21 protein-coding genes are annotated in these 17938 nt (G+C 67.7%); 14 read left to right on the top strand and 7 right to left on the bottom strand.

All coding sequences use genetic code 11. From position 1 onward, the window contains the following. The first annotated feature begins 77 nt into the window (after positions 1-77). A complete protein-coding gene (locus tag ACW7GZ_RS05650) occupies positions 78-917 on the top strand; it encodes an amidohydrolase family protein (RefSeq protein WP_457008293.1) in 840 nt (279 codons plus the stop codon). A gap of 118 nt (positions 918-1035) precedes the next feature. On the opposite strand, the gene ACW7GZ_RS05645 is transcribed toward ACW7GZ_RS05650, so the two are convergent. Then, the gene (locus tag ACW7GZ_RS05645; RefSeq protein ID WP_457003372.1) at positions 1036-3045 is read right to left on the bottom strand and encodes a hypothetical protein; all 2010 of its coding nucleotides are present in this window, start codon (positions 3043-3045) and stop codon (positions 1036-1038) included. Between the two features lie 144 nt (positions 3046-3189). Between ACW7GZ_RS05645 and ACW7GZ_RS05640 the strand changes: the two genes are divergently transcribed. The 7 genes from ACW7GZ_RS05640 (at position 3190) to ACW7GZ_RS05610 (ending at position 8966) form a co-directional block, all read left to right on the top strand. Further along, complete coding sequence (locus tag ACW7GZ_RS05640) at positions 3190-3717, top strand: hypothetical protein (RefSeq protein ID WP_457003374.1); 528 nt, start codon at positions 3190-3192, stop codon at positions 3715-3717. Between the two features lie 186 nt (positions 3718-3903). Beyond that, positions 3904-4344, top strand: coding sequence for a hypothetical protein (locus tag ACW7GZ_RS05635; RefSeq protein WP_457008292.1), 441 nt, complete (start codon positions 3904-3906; stop codon positions 4342-4344). Between the two features lie 25 nt (positions 4345-4369). Continuing rightward, a complete protein-coding gene (locus ACW7GZ_RS05630; protein WP_457003377.1) occupies positions 4370-5323 on the top strand; it encodes a glutaminase in 954 nt (317 codons plus the stop codon). Positions 5324-5412: 89 nt separating this feature from the next. Next, complete coding sequence (locus ACW7GZ_RS05625; RefSeq protein ID WP_457008290.1) at positions 5413-5604, top strand: hypothetical protein; 192 nt, start codon at positions 5413-5415, stop codon at positions 5602-5604. 111 nt (positions 5605-5715) lie between these two features. Then, a complete protein-coding gene (locus ACW7GZ_RS05620; protein ID WP_457003381.1) occupies positions 5716-6747 on the top strand; it encodes a helix-turn-helix domain-containing protein in 1032 nt (343 codons plus the stop codon). Between the two features lie 143 nt (positions 6748-6890). After that, positions 6891-7316 carry a hypothetical protein gene (locus tag ACW7GZ_RS05615; protein WP_457003383.1) on the top strand — a complete coding sequence of 142 codons (426 nt, stop codon included), beginning with the start codon at positions 6891-6893 and terminating at the stop codon, positions 7314-7316. A 228-nt stretch (positions 7317-7544) separates the two neighbouring features. Beyond that, the gene (locus tag ACW7GZ_RS05610) at positions 7545-8966 is read left to right on the top strand and encodes a hypothetical protein (RefSeq protein WP_457008288.1); all 1422 of its coding nucleotides are present in this window, start codon (positions 7545-7547) and stop codon (positions 8964-8966) included. A 90-nt stretch (positions 8967-9056) separates the two neighbouring features. Here ACW7GZ_RS05610 and fabR read toward each other — a convergent pair whose 3' ends face one another. Both fabR and ACW7GZ_RS05600 read right to left on the bottom strand, forming a co-directional pair. After that, positions 9057-9728 carry an HTH-type transcriptional repressor FabR gene (gene fabR, locus ACW7GZ_RS05605; RefSeq protein ID WP_457008286.1) on the bottom strand — a complete coding sequence of 224 codons (672 nt, stop codon included), beginning with the start codon at positions 9726-9728 and terminating at the stop codon, positions 9057-9059. Between the two features lie 70 nt (positions 9729-9798). Continuing rightward, positions 9799-11346 carry a hypothetical protein gene (locus tag ACW7GZ_RS05600; RefSeq protein WP_457008284.1) on the bottom strand — a complete coding sequence of 516 codons (1548 nt, stop codon included), beginning with the start codon at positions 11344-11346 and terminating at the stop codon, positions 9799-9801. A gap of 230 nt (positions 11347-11576) precedes the next feature. Between ACW7GZ_RS05600 and ACW7GZ_RS05595 the strand changes: the two genes are divergently transcribed. Continuing rightward, positions 11577-11954, top strand: a complete 378-nt coding sequence (locus ACW7GZ_RS05595; protein ID WP_457003390.1) for a YajD family HNH nuclease — start codon at positions 11577-11579, stop codon at positions 11952-11954. A 17-nt stretch (positions 11955-11971) separates the two neighbouring features. Here ACW7GZ_RS05595 and rlmF read toward each other — a convergent pair whose 3' ends face one another. Further along, entirely contained in the window at positions 11972-12949 is a 978-nt protein-coding gene (rlmF, locus tag ACW7GZ_RS05590) for a 23S rRNA (adenine(1618)-N(6))-methyltransferase RlmF (protein WP_457003392.1), read from the bottom strand. A 172-nt stretch (positions 12950-13121) separates the two neighbouring features. Here rlmF and ACW7GZ_RS05585 point away from each other — a divergent pair, with 172 nt between their 5' ends. The 5 genes from ACW7GZ_RS05585 (at position 13122) to ACW7GZ_RS05565 (ending at position 15284) form a co-directional block, all read left to right on the top strand. Continuing rightward, complete coding sequence (locus ACW7GZ_RS05585) at positions 13122-13535, top strand: hypothetical protein (protein ID WP_457008282.1); 414 nt, start codon at positions 13122-13124, stop codon at positions 13533-13535. A 57-nt stretch (positions 13536-13592) separates the two neighbouring features. Beyond that, positions 13593-13760 (top strand): PHB depolymerase family esterase, encoded by a 168-nt coding sequence (locus ACW7GZ_RS05580; RefSeq protein ID WP_457008280.1) that lies wholly within the window; start codon positions 13593-13595, stop codon positions 13758-13760. Then, on the top strand, positions 13732-14001 hold the full coding sequence (locus ACW7GZ_RS05575) for a hypothetical protein (protein WP_457008278.1): 270 nt from the start codon (positions 13732-13734) through the stop codon (positions 13999-14001). The genes ACW7GZ_RS05580 and ACW7GZ_RS05575 overlap by 29 nt, the downstream gene beginning before the upstream one ends. Positions 14002-14082: 81 nt before the next feature. Beyond that, positions 14083-14760 (top strand): DUF5666 domain-containing protein, encoded by a 678-nt coding sequence (locus ACW7GZ_RS05570; RefSeq protein WP_457008276.1) that lies wholly within the window; start codon positions 14083-14085, stop codon positions 14758-14760. Between the two features lie 53 nt (positions 14761-14813). After that, the gene (locus ACW7GZ_RS05565) at positions 14814-15284 is read left to right on the top strand and encodes a DUF1456 family protein (RefSeq protein WP_457008274.1); all 471 of its coding nucleotides are present in this window, start codon (positions 14814-14816) and stop codon (positions 15282-15284) included. Positions 15285-15439: 155 nt separating this feature from the next. On the opposite strand, the gene trmY is transcribed toward ACW7GZ_RS05565, so the two are convergent. The 3 genes from trmY to ACW7GZ_RS05550 form a co-directional block, all read right to left on the bottom strand. Further along, positions 15440-16033: a tRNA (pseudouridine(54)-N(1))-methyltransferase TrmY gene (gene trmY / locus ACW7GZ_RS05560; protein ID WP_457003401.1), complete on the bottom strand. Its 594-nt coding sequence runs from the start codon at positions 16031-16033 to the stop codon at positions 15440-15442. 18 nt (positions 16034-16051) lie between these two features. Next, positions 16052-16990 carry a PLP-dependent cysteine synthase family protein gene (locus tag ACW7GZ_RS05555; RefSeq protein WP_457003403.1) on the bottom strand — a complete coding sequence of 313 codons (939 nt, stop codon included), beginning with the start codon at positions 16988-16990 and terminating at the stop codon, positions 16052-16054. 206 nt (positions 16991-17196) lie between these two features. Further along, entirely contained in the window at positions 17197-17919 is a 723-nt protein-coding gene (locus ACW7GZ_RS05550) for an rRNA pseudouridine synthase (protein WP_457008272.1), read from the bottom strand. Between the last annotated feature and the right edge of the window lie 19 nt (positions 17920-17938).

The raw sequence follows: 17938 nt of genomic DNA, 5'->3' as shown, positions 1-17938 counted from the left end.
GTAGGTCTTGGCGCGAATCAGTGAAATCAGGGGCGCCGGCCCTGCGGTATCGTCCCGTGACCATCCCGGAGAAACCCATGCCAAGAGTGCTGCTGTTCTTGCTGATACTGCTGACTGGTGGCGCGGCCGCGTCAGGCCCCGTCTTCGACGTACACGTGCACCTTCGCAATGGCCAAGCGTCGCTCCAAGAATACCTGGCGGGCGTCGAGGCGTCCGGAGTGGAGCTGGCCGGCCTCGGTGCGATGTGGTTCGGCGGACCCCACCAGGCCCGCCAGGGCGATCTGGATGCGATCCGCGCCGGCAACGACAGCGTCATCGCACTGGCCAAGGCGCATGCGCAGGTGGTGCCCATCGCCACCGTCCATCCCTACGACGAAGCCGCGGCGATCGCCGAGCTGGAGCGCGTCGCCGCCGCAGGCGTACGGGTGCTGAAGCTGCACGCGCACACGCAGGACTTCGACGTCTCCGATCCCAGGGTTGAGACGTTGGTGCGGCGGGCCGGGGAGCTGGACATGGTCGTGCTGACGGACAACGCCAACATCCTGCCCGGCGACAGCGAAAAGCTGTTCAACCTGGTGCTGCGGGTCCCGGGCACGAAGTTCATCCTCGCCCACATCGGCGGGATGAACTTCCGCTACTGGAACATCGTGGCGCTGGCGCGGACCGCCGACGGGTTCGCGATGGACAACCTGTATTTCGACATCTCCGGGCCGGTGCTGCTGGCGCCGGGCTCGCCGATCGAGGACGAGTTCGTCTGGACCCTGCGCAACGTGGGCATCGACCACGTGCTGCTGGGCTCCGACTATCCGCAGATGGGCCTGGGCGCGGCGGTGGATGCGCTGGAGCGGCTGGATCTGACCAGCGCGGAGAAGGAGCAGGTTCGTCACGGCAACGCGGCCCGCCTGTTCGGGCTGTGAACCGCAACCTGCCATCGACGCCGCCGCCGGCGACGTCCTCCACTGTCAGTAGGCAACTCCAGGTCCGAAAACGGCCAGCGCATGGGCTCGCGCCGCGCCGTTCGAGCCGCGGTCACAGCTACCTCGCCAGAACCGCGCGCCTGTCGGCCGCGGGTCGCGGAGTCACCACGCCGTCGCCCGGCATGTCTTCCGGCATCTCCCTGCGCTCGTGGAACTGCGGCCGCGACACGACGGTGGGAGGGAGTGCGTTGCCGGAGCTATCGGTACCGCCGTAGTAGTACATCTCTTCGATGCCATGGATGCGGTCGCCGACCCGCGCGAGCGGCCGGAAGTAGCGCACCATCTGCGGTTGGCACTCGTCGGACGGCGCCTGGCAGTTCGAGCTGGAGTACCGGGTGGAATACAGGCGGCCCCCCGCGGTCGTCCAGCGCTCAAGCGATCCGGTGTAGCCGGCCTCCCATTGCACGGAGCTGCCCGAAGCATCGCGCAGGATGCGCACCTCGCTCGCCTCGCTGTCGATATGCGGCGTGGTGAGGCGATCGTAGGAGGCATAGCCCCATGCGCCTGGCACGTTGGCCGCGTTGTAGCTGTCCGTCACGCCAACGCGGATCATCGGGCTGTAGCCGGCAAGGCTCGCGTGGCCGGTCTCGCGTTCGGCATCGGCGACATGGACCACGCCCAGCGCCGTGCGGTCACCGCCATCGAGCACCCAGTAGCGCGTGCGTTCGTCACCGGCCTGGACGTGCATGGCGCCATCGGTCCCCATCGTCCACGAGAACGGCATCCGCCCGTGGGCCTGGACGGGCTGCAGGTGGAAGTCGACCTTGTTGCCCAGTTCGACGACCTCGCCGCTGCCATCGCGCGAGAAGCGGTGCACGGCATAGCCGCAGTCGCCCAGCGGAACACCGTTGTGCTCGCCCGCGGTGCTGCAGAACATGGGCAGGGCCCGGTCGCCAAGGAAGCGGCGTGCGTTGGTCAGGACGCCGGTGTCGGCCAGGTCGAAGGCCGGCATGAAGCTTGCCCAGCGTTCGACGTAGCCCGGCATGTCGGGACAATCGGGGAAGCTGACCTCGCTCTCGCCGACCCGGCGCCAGATCTCCAGGCCTTCGCTCGCCCACTGGCGCTGCAGGACATCCCTGGTTGCTTTCCAGTGTCGATCAGTCCTTTCACCCGTGGTGGGGCATATGTAATTCGGGTTGACCAGGGCGATCTCGCCGTCAGGCACCATCACCAGGGCATTGTCGTCCACGGTGCCCACGTGCGAGACGCCAAAACTGCCCGAGGCGGCGTGCATCCGGAACGCGTTGCCTTCGCGCTCGAGCACGACGGCGGTGGTTGCTGTCGGCCTGCCGACGTCCAGCGCCGGCCCCAGCAGCGCGAAGCGCTCGGGCAGGTCGGGGCCGCTCACCGCCGCGGTCGGCAGCGACTCCAGCGCGGTCGCCGGGTCATCGATCAGCATGAAGTGCGTGCCGTACAGAAACTCCACGAAGGCGGGCCGGTCGCGCAGGAGGGCGAGTCCGGTGCCGTGGGTGGGCGGAAGCTGCGAGGGGTCCGCGGCCAGGCGGGCCAGGGCGGTCGTCGCATTGGTCAGGTCATTCCCGACCTGGCGCGCCGCCCTGCGGAACTCCGCATCATTGCGCGGCGGATGGCCGAGCACGATGTCGGCGGCGTGCTGCAGGGCGGTGCTGAACGCGGAGATGCGCGTGCATTCGCACTCGTCCCGCGTGAGCCTGCCATCGGCGCCTGCCATGCGGACCAGCCGGGCGTACGAGCCCAGCGGCGAGATGAAGTGGATGCCAGGCTGGGCATATTCGAGCGTGACCATGCCCGACGGCGATGCCGGCACGTCGACGACAAAGCCGTCGGCTGTCGCCGCGACCTGTCCTACGACCTGTCCGTCGACATGCACTGTCAGCGTTCCGCTCTCTCCGGCCGCCACGCCAACCACGTCCCCGTCGATGCGGATGACAGGCGTCACCGGCGGACGCCTCCGGAGCGTTTGCGGAAGCGTTGCCTGCTGCGTCGCCGGCTGCGTCGCGGGCGGCGGCGCCTCGGTCTTCGCGCGTCCCATCGAGGTTCCGACCACGATGACACCGGCCAGCCCCAGCCATACGATCGATCTCAACATGGAAGTCCCCTGACGATGATGGCGTCCCGCGCCGGTGGGCATCATACCGCTCTGACACATCGTGGACGGCACAGCTGCCGTCACGTTCCCGGAATGAATGGCGCGATAGCTTCCCATGCCCCAGGTACTGAAGCGGAACGCCCGATGTCAGACGTGCAGCGATTGATCGGCGTGGGCAAGGCGTCGCGCAGTGCCCTGCTTGCCGCGGTGTTCGCAGTGCTCATGGCCGGCTGTTCCGGAGCCGACACCACGGCCAGCCAGCCGACGCCCCTGCCTGGCGACGCGACGGTCGGGGGCGATGGCTCCGACATCGTGCTGACCCCGCTTTCGGCTGCGGAGATCGAAGAGGCCGCGCTTGCCGGTGAACTTGGCTGCAGCTTCTTCATCGAAGGCGAGCCGCTGCTGTTGGCGAAGGGCAACGTGGCTTCTGACGCGCCGAGCCGCGGCGTGGTGAAGGTTGGCAGCTACGTGGAGGCCGTGGCCGCGCCCGGTGGCTACGACGCCATGATCGAAGGTGCGAGCTTCAGCGGCGCGGGCAAGACCGTGCGCATCACGCCCACGGGCCCTGCGACGGCCGGCGGCGAGTCGCCACCCAGGCCCGCCACGCTGACCTATGACCGCGCCGACGGCGCCCGTCGCGACTTCGACGGCCAGTGGCAGTGCGGTCCCTGAAGCCAGCACGAGGGTCGCGACCAGGCCCGGGTCGCCGGGCCTGCTTCATGGTCCCGCCCTGTTGCCGGGCTTGACCGCTACAGGCACGGCGAGCCCGGGGGCGACGCGGCGCGAGGCGGTCATCCACTCGCTGTCATTGCCGGCCAACGCCGCACGCATGCACGTGAAGCGGATCGGCAGCGCCCGTTGTTCCAGGAGCAGGCGACGCTCAACCTGTTCGCCGCGCGCATGGTGCACCTGGGCGCGATGTCCGAGCTACCGTACCCGGAAGTCGGCCAGGCCCTCGAGCGCCTGCCCGAGCCGGAGGAGGGCGGGATGCAGTGGTTGCGGCCATACAACCTGGTCGGTGTCGTCCTGGCCTCCGTGGCGCCGCCGACCTATGCGAACTACATCGCGCGGACATCAGATCTCGAAGGCGAACGGCGCGCCGTGCTGCTGGCCGCGAACCTGCGCGGCGCCGGCATCCAGCGCGACGACATGGCGGCCGCCGTGCGCGACGCGTCATTGCGCAGTCCCTGTGACGAAGCGCCCTTCGAATGGGATGCCGACGGCAGGGCAGTGGTATTCCGCGGACTTGGGTCACGCGTGTCCACGCGGCATGCGGCCTGGCGCGTTGCCGTACATTAGTTGATCCGCACCCACCGGACACCGTATGCGCAAGCTTCCACCGAATCCCGACGAGCTCGGTCGCCTCGACCTGGACGACATCCTCGGCACCATCAACGAGGAGGTGCGGAAACGCTTTGGCGAGGGTGAGGTGGCGGACTACATCGCGCCGCTGGCCGACGTGCCGAAGGACCGCTTCGGCATGGCGCTGGCGATGCTCGATGGCCAGGTCCACGAGGTGGGCGATGCCCGCGAGCGCTTCTCGATCCAGAGCATTTCCAAGGTGTACACGCTGACGCTGGCGCTGGAAGCGATCGGCGACGAGCTGTGGACACGGGTGGACCGTGAGCCCTCCGGTGATCCCTACAACTCGCTGATCCAGCTGGAACTCGAAAAGGGCATCCCGCGCAATCCGTTCATGAACGCCGGCGCCCTGGTGACCGCGGACGTGGTCCTGTCGAGCTTCAAGGATGCGGAGCGCACGCTGCTGGAATTCATGCGGGCGCGCTCGGGCAATCCGCAAGTCGGTACGGACGAGGTGGTCGCGAAGTCGGAGCGCGAGAGCGGCTACCGCAACGTGGCGATGGCCAACTTCATCCGCAGCTACGACAACCTGCACAACAGCGTGCAGGACGTGCTGGATTTCTACTACCTGCAGTGTTCGCTGTGCATGGACTGCGTGGACCTGGCGCGCAGCGTGCAGTTCCTGGTCGATGGCGGCCGCTGCGGGGCGTCGGGCGAGCAGGTGACCACGTCCGAAGGCGCCACGCGCATCAACTCGGTGATGATGACGGCGGGCACGTACGACGCCGCCGGGGATTTCGCCTTCTATGTCGGCCTGCCCGCGAAGAGTGGGGTCGGCGGCGGCATCGTCGCCGTGGTGCCACGCGTGATGGGCCTGTGCGTGTGGTCGCCTGGTCTGGACGAGAAGGGCAATTCACTGCTTGGGCGCTATGCGCTGCATCGCTTCACGCGTATGACAGGACTGTCGATGTTCTGAAACCGGAAACGGAAGGGGTCGTCCAGCCGGCGTCTCGCGCGATGAGACCGTCATGCTGCAGGCTGCTCCGTTCCGAAAAGGAAGCACTGATGTCCTTGCGCATCCCGATCTTCATGGCGTTGTTCGCCCTTGCAATGCTGTCGCCGCCCGCAGCTGCATTTGACAGCTATGCGTTCCCCCGCGGCGTCGTGGTCAAGGGCGACAGCACGGCCGCACTGATCCAGCGCGGCGGTCGCCCCGATCGGGTCGTGACGCTGGAGAATCATCGCGTGCTGGCATAAGCATGACGGTCCGCTAGGCTGTCGCGACGCCCACCGGCGCTTCCCGCGACCGACTTCAAGGACCGGCACAATGAAGCAATCCCTTGTGCAGACCGTCCTGGCAGGACTGCGATGCTGCAGATGATGGTGGGCTTCTCGCTCGGCATGGCGCTGCTGCTCGCCGCCGCATTCGCCAGTGGCTACCGGGACGTGCCGTTGCCCTGGCAGTCGAGGGTGGCCGGGTTCGTGATGTTGGCAGGACTCGCGCTGACCCAGTGGGGACACGTGGACATGGTCGCGCAGGCGGGTATGGCGCTGCCTGCGCGCCGCTACGTGGTCGTCCTGTTCGTGCAGTCGCTGGGGTTCTACTGGCTGCTGCTGGGTGTGCTGCGACCTGACGGCGCCTGGCATCGCATCGAATGGGCACAGCCGGTGCTGGTGTTGGCGGTCGCGCTCGTGGTGCCGCTTGCCTGGGCCATCCCGGCGGCGCTGCTGATGGGCGCCGCCGCCGCGCTGCACCTGTCCTCGCTCGTCTACCGCCTGCGCGCGCTGCGGCGCTGGTTCGCGCTGGAGCTGAAGGTGCTGGGGCTGTTCGCGGTGATGGCGGTGGTGGTCGCGGCGGCGGGCGTGCTGGCGCCCTGGGGGCTGGGCTGGGATATCTACGCCCGCACGTACGCGACGCTGATCGCCCTCGGCTTCGGCCTGGTCGGCTGGCTGCTGCTGGCGGTGCCGGACGTGGTGCCCAAGGCGCGCGAGGCGGTGGCGGTGGCCTACGCCCAGTCCACGCTCGCCCGCGTGGACCGCGAGGCGATGGCCGCGCGGCTGCGGCAGGTGTTCGAGCAGGACCAGGTGCACCGCGCCGAGGCGCTCAGCCTGGCTGCCGTGGCCGACCTGCTAGGCCTGAGCCCGCACCAGCTGTCGGAACTGGTCAACACCGAGTTCGGCATGGGCTTCCCCCGGCTCGTGCGCAGGTACCGGGTGGAGACCGCGCAACGCATGCTGGTGGAGGAGCCGCGTGCGTCGGTGCTGTCGGTGGGCATGGCCTCGGGCTTCAACTCGCAATCGAGCTTCTACGTGGCGTTCAAGGAGCAGGTGGGCGAGGTGCCGGGCGCGTACCGGCAACGGATGCTGGCGGGCGGGGGCGCGCGCGGCGTTCCGGATTGATCATCCGGGACAGTGGCAAGTCATTGATCCTGCGTGGTTCCGGCGGCTCTTTCCGGATGATCTGCTCCGGAATGATCTTTCAGGAGGCCCGGAGACGGGTGCCCGGTTGAAGCTGGCGTCGTTCCAGACCCGGAGCGACACCCATGCTTGAACTCGGAGACTTCGTCATGACCCACCTTGCCTACGGCCTCTACCTCACCCTCTCCATCGGAATGACCATCTGGGTGGCGCGCGCGCTGTCCACCAACGGAGAGGTCTTCCTGGTCCGTTGCTTCGGCCAGGACACGGAGTTGGCCGCCTCCACCAATCGCCTGCTGGTCATCGGCTTCTACCTGGTCAACCTGGGCTTCATCAGCTATCGGCTGGGCGACTGGCAGGTCGACACCGTGGCCCTGATTCCCGAAGTCGGCTCCCGCGTGGGCATCAGCGTGCTGGTGCTGGGAGTGATGCACTTCTTCAACATGGTCCTGATCGCGCGCTTCGGCCGGGCGGTGAAGGCGTGGGCGCGGGATGGCGGCGCCGATGCCGACGCCAGGCTGGACGCCGGCCTGCAGCGGGTCTCCGAGTAGCGAAACCTCGGAGACCGTCGTCGGCGGTGTGTGCAAGGTGACCGCGCCGCGTGCCTGCTGCAGTGCAAAATGCACACTTGTGCAGTTTGTGTACAGTCGTTCATGAGCTTCCCGTGAGTCCCCCCGTGGGACGCCAGTCCGGGGACATGTGTCGGGAGCTCGAAGTCGAGTTGCTGCTTGGTTGTCCGCGTTCCAGTGGTCCAACAACACACTCTTGGGGAAACACACATGAATCGCATTGGCAGGATCGCAGTCTGCATCACGCTGGCCACGGGCATGGCCCTGGCCGGTGCCGCCGGCGCCGGCAACGTCGGCAGCGGCGGCATCGACACCGCGTCTTCCCGGGGGAACGTCAAGTTCTTCCTGGCCGATCCGGAGTTGGGCCTGGTTGGCGTCTACAACGTCAACGGCACCGAGCTGTATTTCGAAGCGCGCAGGTCGCTGGACGAGAAGACCGGTGCGCCCGGCGCATTGAGCGTTCGCGTCATCGACGCCGAGGCGCGCACCCTGGCGTTGGGCGGCGAGCCGTACGCGAAGCACTGGGTGCCGCAGGCGGGCGAGTTCACGGACAAGGAGGGTTCCGCCCATATGCAGCTGTTGTCCGGGCTGGGCGAGGCCCTGGGGACATCCGACCTGCATGCCTCGTTGTCAGCCGAGCGGTCGGCGCTTGCCGCGTTGGCCAGGCAGGCCGCCGGTGCATCGGACCTCCCGCTGCGCGTCACCGTCGATGCCACGACATACGCCGCGCCCGATGCGGCGCAGGTGTCCGATTTCTACCTGCAGTCGGCCAGGGACGTGAAGCTTGATCGCCAGAAGGACGGCGTGCTGGTGGCAAGCCTTGGCAACGGCATCGAGCTGCAGGCTTCGCAGCAGTTCGTCGCCGACGAACCCGACGCCGAGGGCCGCATGGGTCGCTTCGATACCTACTCGATGGTGACGGCGGGCGATGGCTACGTCATGGCGACGGAGCTGGGCGGCGACGCGATTCCCGAGGACTGGTCGAAGGCCATGGAGCTCGATAACCGCCGCGAGCACAATGCGTTGGCCGCGGACTTCGGCCGCGCGGCATCGGCCTTGAATGCGCTGGCCTACGGCGCCATGAGCGAAGGCACGGCGCTCAGCGAGGACGACGAACAGGCCTCGATGCAGCGCCTGGCGCAGGGGCTGGCCACGCATCTGCTGCCGGTGCGTGACGAGGCGACAGACAGGGATGTCGCGCGCGCGGCCGGCGGCCGCTACCAGACCTACATCCAGGTGTGGCGCAAGCCCTTCGTCGTCATCGCCGAGCATTCGGGCACCCGGGTGGGCAAGTGGCGCTACAACAGCGCGACGTCCAGCGTGAAGACCCACCAGGGCTGGACCAGCTACTGCAACCACGGCACCTGCGCAGCGTCCAGCCCCATGACCCACAAATGCACGTTCACCGGGCCGCGCCTGACGTACTACCGCGTGCCCTCGCGTCGATCCGATGCTGGCGGGCACACGTGTTCCACGGGGTATTGGGCAGTCGCGATGGGCGGGCGCCACAACTGCCATGACGATTCATCGGTCCAGATCAGGGCGGTGCGGGGGCAGGCCTATTCGGTCAGTTCCGGCCGCTGCAATGACTGGTCGAGCTGGACGTACGCGCCGACCTGCAGCGCGCAGTAAGCAGCGCGGCACTCCCGGCCGCGATTGCGCCGGGATATCGCGGCGGGACGACAGCGCCGGACGAGGGTCCGGCGCTGTTGCGTCGGGGGATCAACCGATAGTCGCGGAAGCGCCGGTGCTGGCGCTGGCGCTGGCGTGCATCCCGCGCGCACCGATGACGATCATCTTGACCATCGACGTCAACTCGTCGATCTGTTCCGCATCGCGTTCGGGCGGGAGATCCATCGCGCTGGCACCGACCGCGAACACCAGGCGGGTGATCGCGCGCGCCACCAGCTCCGGTGCGTGCAGCGGGATACCGGTGGTTTTGGCAAGCCGGATGAGATCCGCGTGCAGCTCTTCTTCGAAGAAACGGAGCTGCGCGTCCACCGCCTGCTTGTAGGCGTCCGACCCGGCCAGGCCTTCGCGCAACAGGAGGTTCAGGAACTTGTCGTCGGCGCGCAGCCGGTCGAAGAACGCTTCCACGGAGCTGCGAACGACACCGCGCCCGGTGCTTGCGCGGTGGCGTGCCTGGCCGATGATCGTGCGCAGCGAACTGCCGGCGCGATCGATGAGGGTGACCGCCAGCTCGTCGATGTCGCGGAAGTGGCGATAGAAACTGTTGGGTGCGATCCCAGCCTCGCGGGTGACCTCGCGCAGGCCCAGGGTGGACACGCTGCGGTTGGGACCAAGAAGCGCAAGCGCCGCGGCGATCAGGTCCTCGCGGGTGATCGAAGGCCTGCGGCCAAGGCCGCGGCGTTGTGAGGGATTGGAAGGGGGCACGGCGCGGACGGCAGCTCGGGCGGGGAGCTGCCATCATCGCTCAAACCGTGGTCCGGCGCGTGCGCGCAGCTCAATCCGGATCGTAGTACAGCTCGACCCGCAGATCGAAGGCATTGAGCAGCGAGGCGTCACCGTCGGACATGGCGTTGCGGAAGATGCGGCTGAGGTCGAGCGTGCCGCCGGTCACTTCGTCGCCGCGCGCGATCTCGCCCGAAGACAGCCAGTCCGTGATCTCACCCCAGATCTGGTCCACGAAGTTCTTCCCTGCCTGCGTGCCCGTGCTGCGGACATCGCCCGCCGGCAGGCCTTCCGCGCCCCTGCTGATCAGCTTGTCGGTGAGCTTGTCGGTGAAGAAGCGGATGAACTCGATCTTGGCAGCGGCGCTGCCCTGGGCGTTGGCGATGAAGTCGGCGGTGGCCCACTGCAGCGATCCCATGATCGTGCCCAGCGTGCTGGCGGCGTTTTCGCGCGCTTCCGAGGATGAGTCGGTATTGCCGATCTCCACCGCCAACTCGTGCATCTCCTCCGCCATCACCTCGTTGGTCTGGTCAACGCGACCATATTCGGAGTCAAGCAGCACGTGGCGCATGAAGTCCTTGACCAGGCCATGGTGGAAGTCGCCGGTGTTGTCCTTGCGCCAGTCGGTTTCCGCCAGGCGGGAGAAGTTGTCCTCGAAATACTCGCCAATTTCGTTCAGTGCCGGGGCACGCTCGCCGTGCTGGTCGATCCCGCCGACATAGGCGTCGTCGCCCGAGCGCACTAGCGCGGCGAACAGGCGATCCTGGGCTTCCTGGTTGCCGGCGTTGCTGCTGCTGGAGTTGAGCAGGGCGGCCAGGGCGCTGAAGCCGTCGCGCCCGGACAGGTTGGTCTGGCCGTCCAGGCTGGTGGCCATCATCGCCTGCACCAGGGTCATGTCGCCGGCCACGGGGCCCGCCGCCATGACCCGGTCGATCTCGGCGAGCACGGCGTCGGCGGCGTGGCTGTTACCCTGCGCAGCCGCCATGTTCGCGATGTCGGCCGCCGCGGTCAGCAGTGCCGGGCCCCTTTCGTACTTGTTGATGTCGTAGCCTTCGCCGCGCGCATCACCGACCAGGCGCTGGGAGACGTCTGAAAGAAGGTCGCCGTCGCCGATCCCGGTCAGCAGTTCACGCGCACCGGCGGCGCCGGGTTCCCTCACCAGACCGTAGATTTCGTCGCTGCCAAGGCGCCCATCGGCGACGCCGCGGGCGATGGAGTCCGTCACCTGCTGGCGCAGTCCGTTGTCGCCGTTATTGGCAGTGCCGATCTGGTTGAAGGCGCTGTTGATCGATCCCGCCTGGTCGCCCGAAATGGTCTCGCAGCCGTCGGCCCCGTTCGCCATGCCGATCAGAGCGGCGATGTACTCGTCCTTCTGCTCCTGCGTGAGCGAAGGATCGTTCATCGTCTGGCTGATCTGGTAAGCGACGGCCTTGTCCGGCTCCGGGCCGCCGCTGCTCACGGCGATCGTGCGGTCGAGCGCTTCCTGGACCTGGGGATCGTTGCTGGAGCATGCGCCGGTGCGGCTGGCACCGCCGGAGGCGATCTCGAAGGTATAGCGGACAGCGGGGCTCATGAAGCCGGAAGCAGGGGAGATGGGCATGCGCGGTCTCGCGATCCGTGGACGGTGCCTCATTTTTGGCGCCGTGGAGGGGCGCCGGCCATTGGGGGCGACCCTGACCTGAGGTAAACCCGTGGGTGGTCGTGCGCTGCGACGGACCTCGATCAGACCGCGGTCGGGGCCCGGTCGGGCTGCCAGGGCCGGGGTTGGAGGGCTATGCTTGCCGCAGGCGTCGGGGGAGCGCCGCAGTCTTCGTAAAGGGGGAAGAGACCATGGCCACCTTGGACAACAACCGGCTCGACCGCATCGTTGCCGACGCGCGGCGCAGTGCAGATCAGCGCGACAAGGGGTACCGCGAGCGCGCGCTGAAGATGTACCCGTGGATCTGCGGCCGCTGCGCGCGTGAGTTCACCCGCGCCAACCTGCAGGAGCTGACGGTCCACCACCGCAACCACAACCACTCCGACAATCCGGCCGACGGCAGCAACTGGGAGCTGTTGTGCGTGTACTGCCACGACAACGAGCACTCGCGCCAGCTCGACCACACCGGGGTCAGTGCCCTGGACGTGGAAGATGCTCCCGCTTCGGCCACGTCCAATCCATTCGCCAGCCTGAAATCGATGCTGCAGAAGGGGCCGACGGGCAGCTGACGCCAGCCCGTCGATCGTCAGGCGTCTGGAGCGCCGCGCTGGAACGTCCAGGCGACGAACCGGCTCTGCTTGCTGCCCTGGGCCATGGGCACCTCGCGGACCTCGACGGCCTCCACCTGGCGCAGTTGCCTGCGCAGTGCAGGCAAGTGTTCTGATCGGGCGACGAGGCTGCTGAACCAGCGCACCTGATGCTGGACTTCGGCGCTTTCGCGGATCATCCGGCGCAGGAATTCGGATTCGCCGCCGCGGCACCACAGTTCGTGGTCGTGGCCGCCGAAGTTGGACGCCAGCGCTGGTGCCGGCGTCGGTCGGGAGGCCGGCGCGGATGCCACGCCGAGCTGGCGCTGCTTGCGCTGGTTGGCGCTTGCGGCCTCGCGGGCCGACGCGTGGAAGGGTGGATTGCACATGGTCATGTCGAAGCGGTCGTCCTCGCGCACCACGCCGCGGAACACGTTGCCGGGCCGCGGCTGGTGGCGCAGTGCGATTGCCTTGTCGAGCCTGTTAGCGTGGACGATGGCCGCGGCGACCTGCAGCGATGTGGCATCGATGTCGGACCCGACGAAGCGCCATCCGTACTCGGCATGGCCGAGCAGCGGATAGATGCAGCTGGCGCCGACGCCGACATCGAGCACGCGGATCGAGGCGCTGCGCGGGATTACACCGCCGGCGGATTCGGCGAGCAGGTCGGCCAGTCCGTGCAGGTAGTCGGCGCGCCCGGGAATCGGCGGGCAAAGCGCACCGTCGGGCAGGTCCCAGTGGGCGACGCCGTAGTCACAGTGGAGGATGGCGCGGTTGAGTTCGCGTACCGCGGCGGGGTCGCTGAAATCGATGCTGGTATCGCCGCGCGGCGTGGTCAGCAGATGCGAAGAGAGGGCAGGGCACGCCCCCACCAGGCGCGCGAAGTCGTAGTGGCCCTGGTGCCGGTTGCGCGAGTGGAGCTGGGGGCGTGCCTGCGCCTTGGCAGGGCGTGCGTGGATGGGCGGCGTGGACTTCATGGACGCGGCGTGCTCGGTGCCAGGGGATCGGGGCGGAGCAAGGTACAACGGATCCCGGGCTGGGCCGCCGGCGCCAGGTAAACGGCTTCATGGCGATCCCGGACTGAAAGCGCATTGCCGCCATCCATGTGGATGGTGCTAGGATGGCGCACGCCTTCAAGGACCGCATCCTGTGACCGCCGACCCCCGCGCCCGCGCCATTGCCGACAGCGAGAAAATCACCATCAACCTCGGGGTCGTCGACCTGGGCCAGATCGACCTGCTGGTGCAGGAGGGCTTCTATTCCAACCGCACCGACCTTATCCGCACCGCCATCCGCAACCAGCTCACGGCGCATGGGGACACGCTGCGGCATACGGTCGCCCGCCGCACCCTGGTGATGGGACTGCAGGATTACGGTCGCCGCGAGCTCGAGGCCGCGCGCGATGCCGGCGAGCGCCTGCGGATCCAGGCCCTGGGCCTGGTGCGTATCGCCGAAGACGTCACGCCGGAGCTGGCGCTGGAGGCGATCGAGTCGATCACCGTGCTCGGCGTGCTCCAGGCAAGCCCGAAGGTCAAGGCCGCGCTGGCCGGCTGCATCCACTGATCAGGACACCCATGAACCCCGACAACGACACCATGCGCCAGGCGATGCGCCTGATGCATGCCGGCGATCCTGGCTGCGCTGACCCGGCAGCTGGTGGCCAGCCACCGACTGGACGCCACGCGCGTGTATGTGGCCGGTCTGTCCGCCGGTGGCGCGATGGCCGCGGTGCTCGCAAGCACCCAACAACGGCCGAGGGGTGGTCGAACAGAGCCTCGGCAACGGTAGCGGGACGGAGGGCGTTGCCACGTCCAGCACCGTCGAGCGCGACACAAGTCCGGGCGTGCGCAGCGCGACCCGCACCGTGCACCGCACCGGCGATGGCCGCATCGTGGCCGAACACTGGGCCATCCACGGTGCCGGCCACGCCTGGTCCGGCGGCGATGCTGGTGGCAGTTACACCGATCCGCAGGGGCCCGGCGCATCGGCACAGATGCTGCGGTTCTTCGCAGGTTGCAGGCGCTCCTGACGTCGGGCTTCATCGCCCACTGATCCTGCGTTCACGGGCGCGGAGGCATATGGAACTCTCCAACGACCTTGGGAGCGTCCCATGCACCACACGATCCGCGGCATCGCAATGGTGCTTCCCACAGGCGTCCTGCTGCTGCTCGCCGGCTGTGTCAGTCCGGGCGGCCATGGCGGGTATGCCGGCGGCTATGGGCAGCCCGATCAAGGCTATCCGGCGCAGTACGGCAGCCAGCTGCAGGGCACGGTGAACGGCCTTGATCGCGGCTATCAACGCATCCTCGTGGTCGTGGACGACCCGCGCAGCGGCCGCACGCAGCAGACGGAGGTGCGTTACGACCAGCGCACGCGGCTGTTCTACCAGGGACGCGAGAGTGCGGTGGAAGGCCTGGAGCGTGGCGACGTGATCCGGATCGACGTGGCGGAGTCAGGACGCGAGCTCTGGGCGCGTTCGATCGAGGTCGTGCGCAACGTCCGCGAGGGCGGCTACGGAGGCGGCTACGGAGGCGATTACGGCAATGACCTGCGCGGTCCGGTTGCTCATGTCGACACCCGGTCGCGGTTGATACGCCTTGACGCCGATGGGTACGGCAACAGCGTGCAGTTGGCCTACGACGGCCGCACCACGGTCGAGTACCAGGGCCGTAGCTATCGCCCGGAGGACCTGGAGCGTGGCGACCTGGTGCGGGTCCAGGCGCGGCAGGTGGGAAACAACCAGTGGCTGGCCGAACGCATCATCGTCGAGCGCTCGGTCGGGCGGTAGGCAGGGCGGCGGCAGCGGTAGAATTGCAGGCCCCTTGGTCGCATGATGGATCCATGATCAACAACGACGTCCTGCGCAGCATCCGCTACATGCTCGACCTGAGCGACAACAAGGTGGTCGAGATCGCCCAGTTGGCCGATCCGGCCTTCGTCATCGAAAAGGATGACGTGCGCGCCTTCCTGCTGAAAGAGGAGGAGCCCGGCTACCTGGCCTGCAGCGACACCGTGCTGGCGCATTTCCTGGACGGGCTGATCGTCCACCTGCGCGGCAGGGACGAGAGCGTGCCGTCGCGACCGGTGGAGAAGCGCATCAGCAACAACGTGGTGCTGAAGAAACTGCGGGTGGCTTTCGAGCTGAAGGACGTGGACATGCACCAGGTGTTCGCGGACGCGGGTTTCCCGGTGTCCAAGCCGGAGCTGTCGGCCCTGTTCCGCCAGCCGGGGCACAAGAACTTCCGCGCCTGTGGCGACCAGTTGCTGCGCAATTTCCTGAAGGGGCTGACGCTGCGCGTGCGTGGTGGTTGAGGCGAGCGCGCTGGTGGAACCGCACCTGCACCGCCGCCCGACCTTGTAGGAGCGGCTATAGCCGCGATAGACGGTCGGTCGCAGCGATAGAGGGTCGGTCGCAGCTATAGCTGCTCCTACGATGGCTCCTGCAGGGTTAGGGCTCCAGCGATTCGTCAGCGCTGGTCCAGCTCGTGGTGGATCAGCACGACGCACTGCGATGCGAACAGCATCGTGCGGCCCAGGGTGATCTTCCTGGCGCCCATGCGCTCGAGGCCCGGCAGGGCCTTCTTCGGCATCGGGATGTGGTCGGTCAGCAGGAAGCAGGGATTGCCCTCGAAGGCCTGCTCGCGGATCGGCGCGCCCTTCCTGTCCATGATGTAGAGCTGGTGGTCTTCGGCCAGCGCCTGCACCAGGCGCTCGAAGCTCAGCGTCTGCACGGTGACGCCGGGCTCGACCGGCCGCGAGTCTTCCTTGCCCATGCCGCGGGACGCGTCCAGCGCGGCCGCGACCTTGCCCAGCAGGGCGCGCTCGTCAAAGCCGCCGATGTCGGTCATCGCGTTGGCATCGAAGCGGATGGTGCGCGAGAAGTCCTGCGTGCTTTCCAGCACCAGGTACACGACCACGTCCGGCCGGTGCGACTGGGCCACGAAGATGGCGTTCATCAGCGTGTGCGCAAGGATTTCCGTATGCGCGGCCTTGCCGACTGACGCCAATAGTGCCTGGCTGTCGGTGGGCGCCGCGCGCGCCCTGAGTACGAATGTCCGCATGTATCGCCCGGTAGGTGGCTAGTTGAACGCGTCGGCGACGATATCAGCCGCCGGCTGGCTGAAGTGGTCCTGCAGGTACTTTTCGCCCTCGTCGCAGAACAGGGTCACGACGGTGGCGAACTCGGGATGCTGCTCGCGTACGCGGCGCGCCGCAAGCAGGTGCGCGCCCGAGCTCGGGCCGCAGAGCAGGCCGTGTTTGCGCGCCAGCTGCCGCATCTCGGTGATGGCATCCTCGCTGGAAACCGACAGCGTCGAGTCCACGAGCTCGGAGTGCCGGGCGAAGATGCCGGGCACGAAGCCGTCGGAGATGCCTTCGATGTGGTGGGTGCTGATCTCGCCGCAGAGGATGGTCTGTGATTCCGAAGGCTCCATCGCGAACAGGCGCACCTTCGGGTTGACCGCGCGGAAGGCCTGGCCGACGCCGATCAGGGTGCCGCCGGTGCCCACGCCCATCACCAGCGCATCGGGCAGGCGGCCCTGCAGCTGCGCCAGGATCTCCGGCCCCAGGATCTCCCGGTTTTCCTCGACGTTATATTCGGATTCGAACTGGCTGGGCGCGAAGTATCCCGGCTGCGCGCCGAGGCGCTTCGCTTCATCCAGCGCGCCGTTGACGTGGAAGTGGCCGACGAACTTCACTTCGGCGCCATAGGCGCGCGAAATCGCCACGCGCTCGTTCGACAGCCCTTCGGGCATCACGACCAGCATCCGGTAACCCTTTACAGCGGCGACCATCGACAGCGCGTTGCCGGTGTTGCCACTGGTGGCTTCAACGATGGTGTCGCCGGGCTTGAGCAGGCCCTGCTGCTCGGCCTTCTCGACCATGTACCAGGCGATGCGCGCCTTGATCGAGCCGGAGGGATTCATGAACTCGAGCTTGGCAAACACACCGTCGATCTCGAGCAGGGGCGTGTCGCCGATGGCGTCGAGAATCGACTTGGAAATGCCGGTGTAGCGCATGGTCAGGGCACCTCTGGCGCGGGGACATCATAGATACGCCATTGCATCGCGGGGCTCCAGCACGAAAGGGCGTGTGCTTGAGCCAGGTCAAGCGCGCAGCCGTGAGCGCAGCCGCAGCCGCAGTGGAGAACGGGTCACCGGACATTTTGTGGGAGCGGCTATAGCCGCTCCCACAAAAAAGGGCGGCTATGCCGGGTGTCCAGGGCTCAGAAGCGTTCGCCGACTGGCAGGTAGCGCCAGCTGCCGACGGGCATCTTCGCCAAGGGAACCTTGCCGATGCGGATGCGCCGGATCGCGACCACGTCCAGGCCGACCTGGGCGCACACGTCGCGCAGCTGTCCGCCCTGCACGCCCTTCAGGGCGAAGCGCAGGCGGACCTCGTTCTGCCAGCTGACCTTGCACGGCGGCAACGCCCGGCCGCCATAGGACAGGCCGTGGTTGAGCTTCTGCAGGCCGTAGGGCGCGATCTCGCCGCTGACCTCGACCACGTATTCCTGCTCGATCTCGTCGCGGTCCTCGGTCAGCCGTCGCCACACGCGGCCGTCCTGGGTCAGCACCATCAGGCCGCTGGCTTCGGCATCCAGCGGCACCAGCGGCGTCAGGCGGTTGAAGTGCCGCTCCAACATGCGCACGCCCGAGGAATCCCCGGGCCATCGGGTCTCGGGATACACCAGGTCCGCGGCGGGGGCGGGGCCGCTGATCGCGTCGTAGCCCACCGGCTTGTGCAGCAGGACGGTGGCTGGTTCGACGGCTTCCAGCCGTGCAGCGGGATCGATTTCGACGGCCTCGGTCGACACTGGATACGCCGGATCCTCGACTACGCGTCCGTCGACCGAGACCCAGCCACCCTTGATGTACTGCTCCGCGTCGGTGCGTGAGCAGCGGGCGAGGTCAGTGACACGTTTGGCCAGGCGAACCGGTTCGGACATGGATCAGCGCCGCGGAAAA

Source organism: Luteimonas sp. A537 (assembly GCF_054052065.1).
Note: the sequence above shows the minus strand (reverse complement) of the source record. Positions and strands in the feature narration are given on the sequence as shown.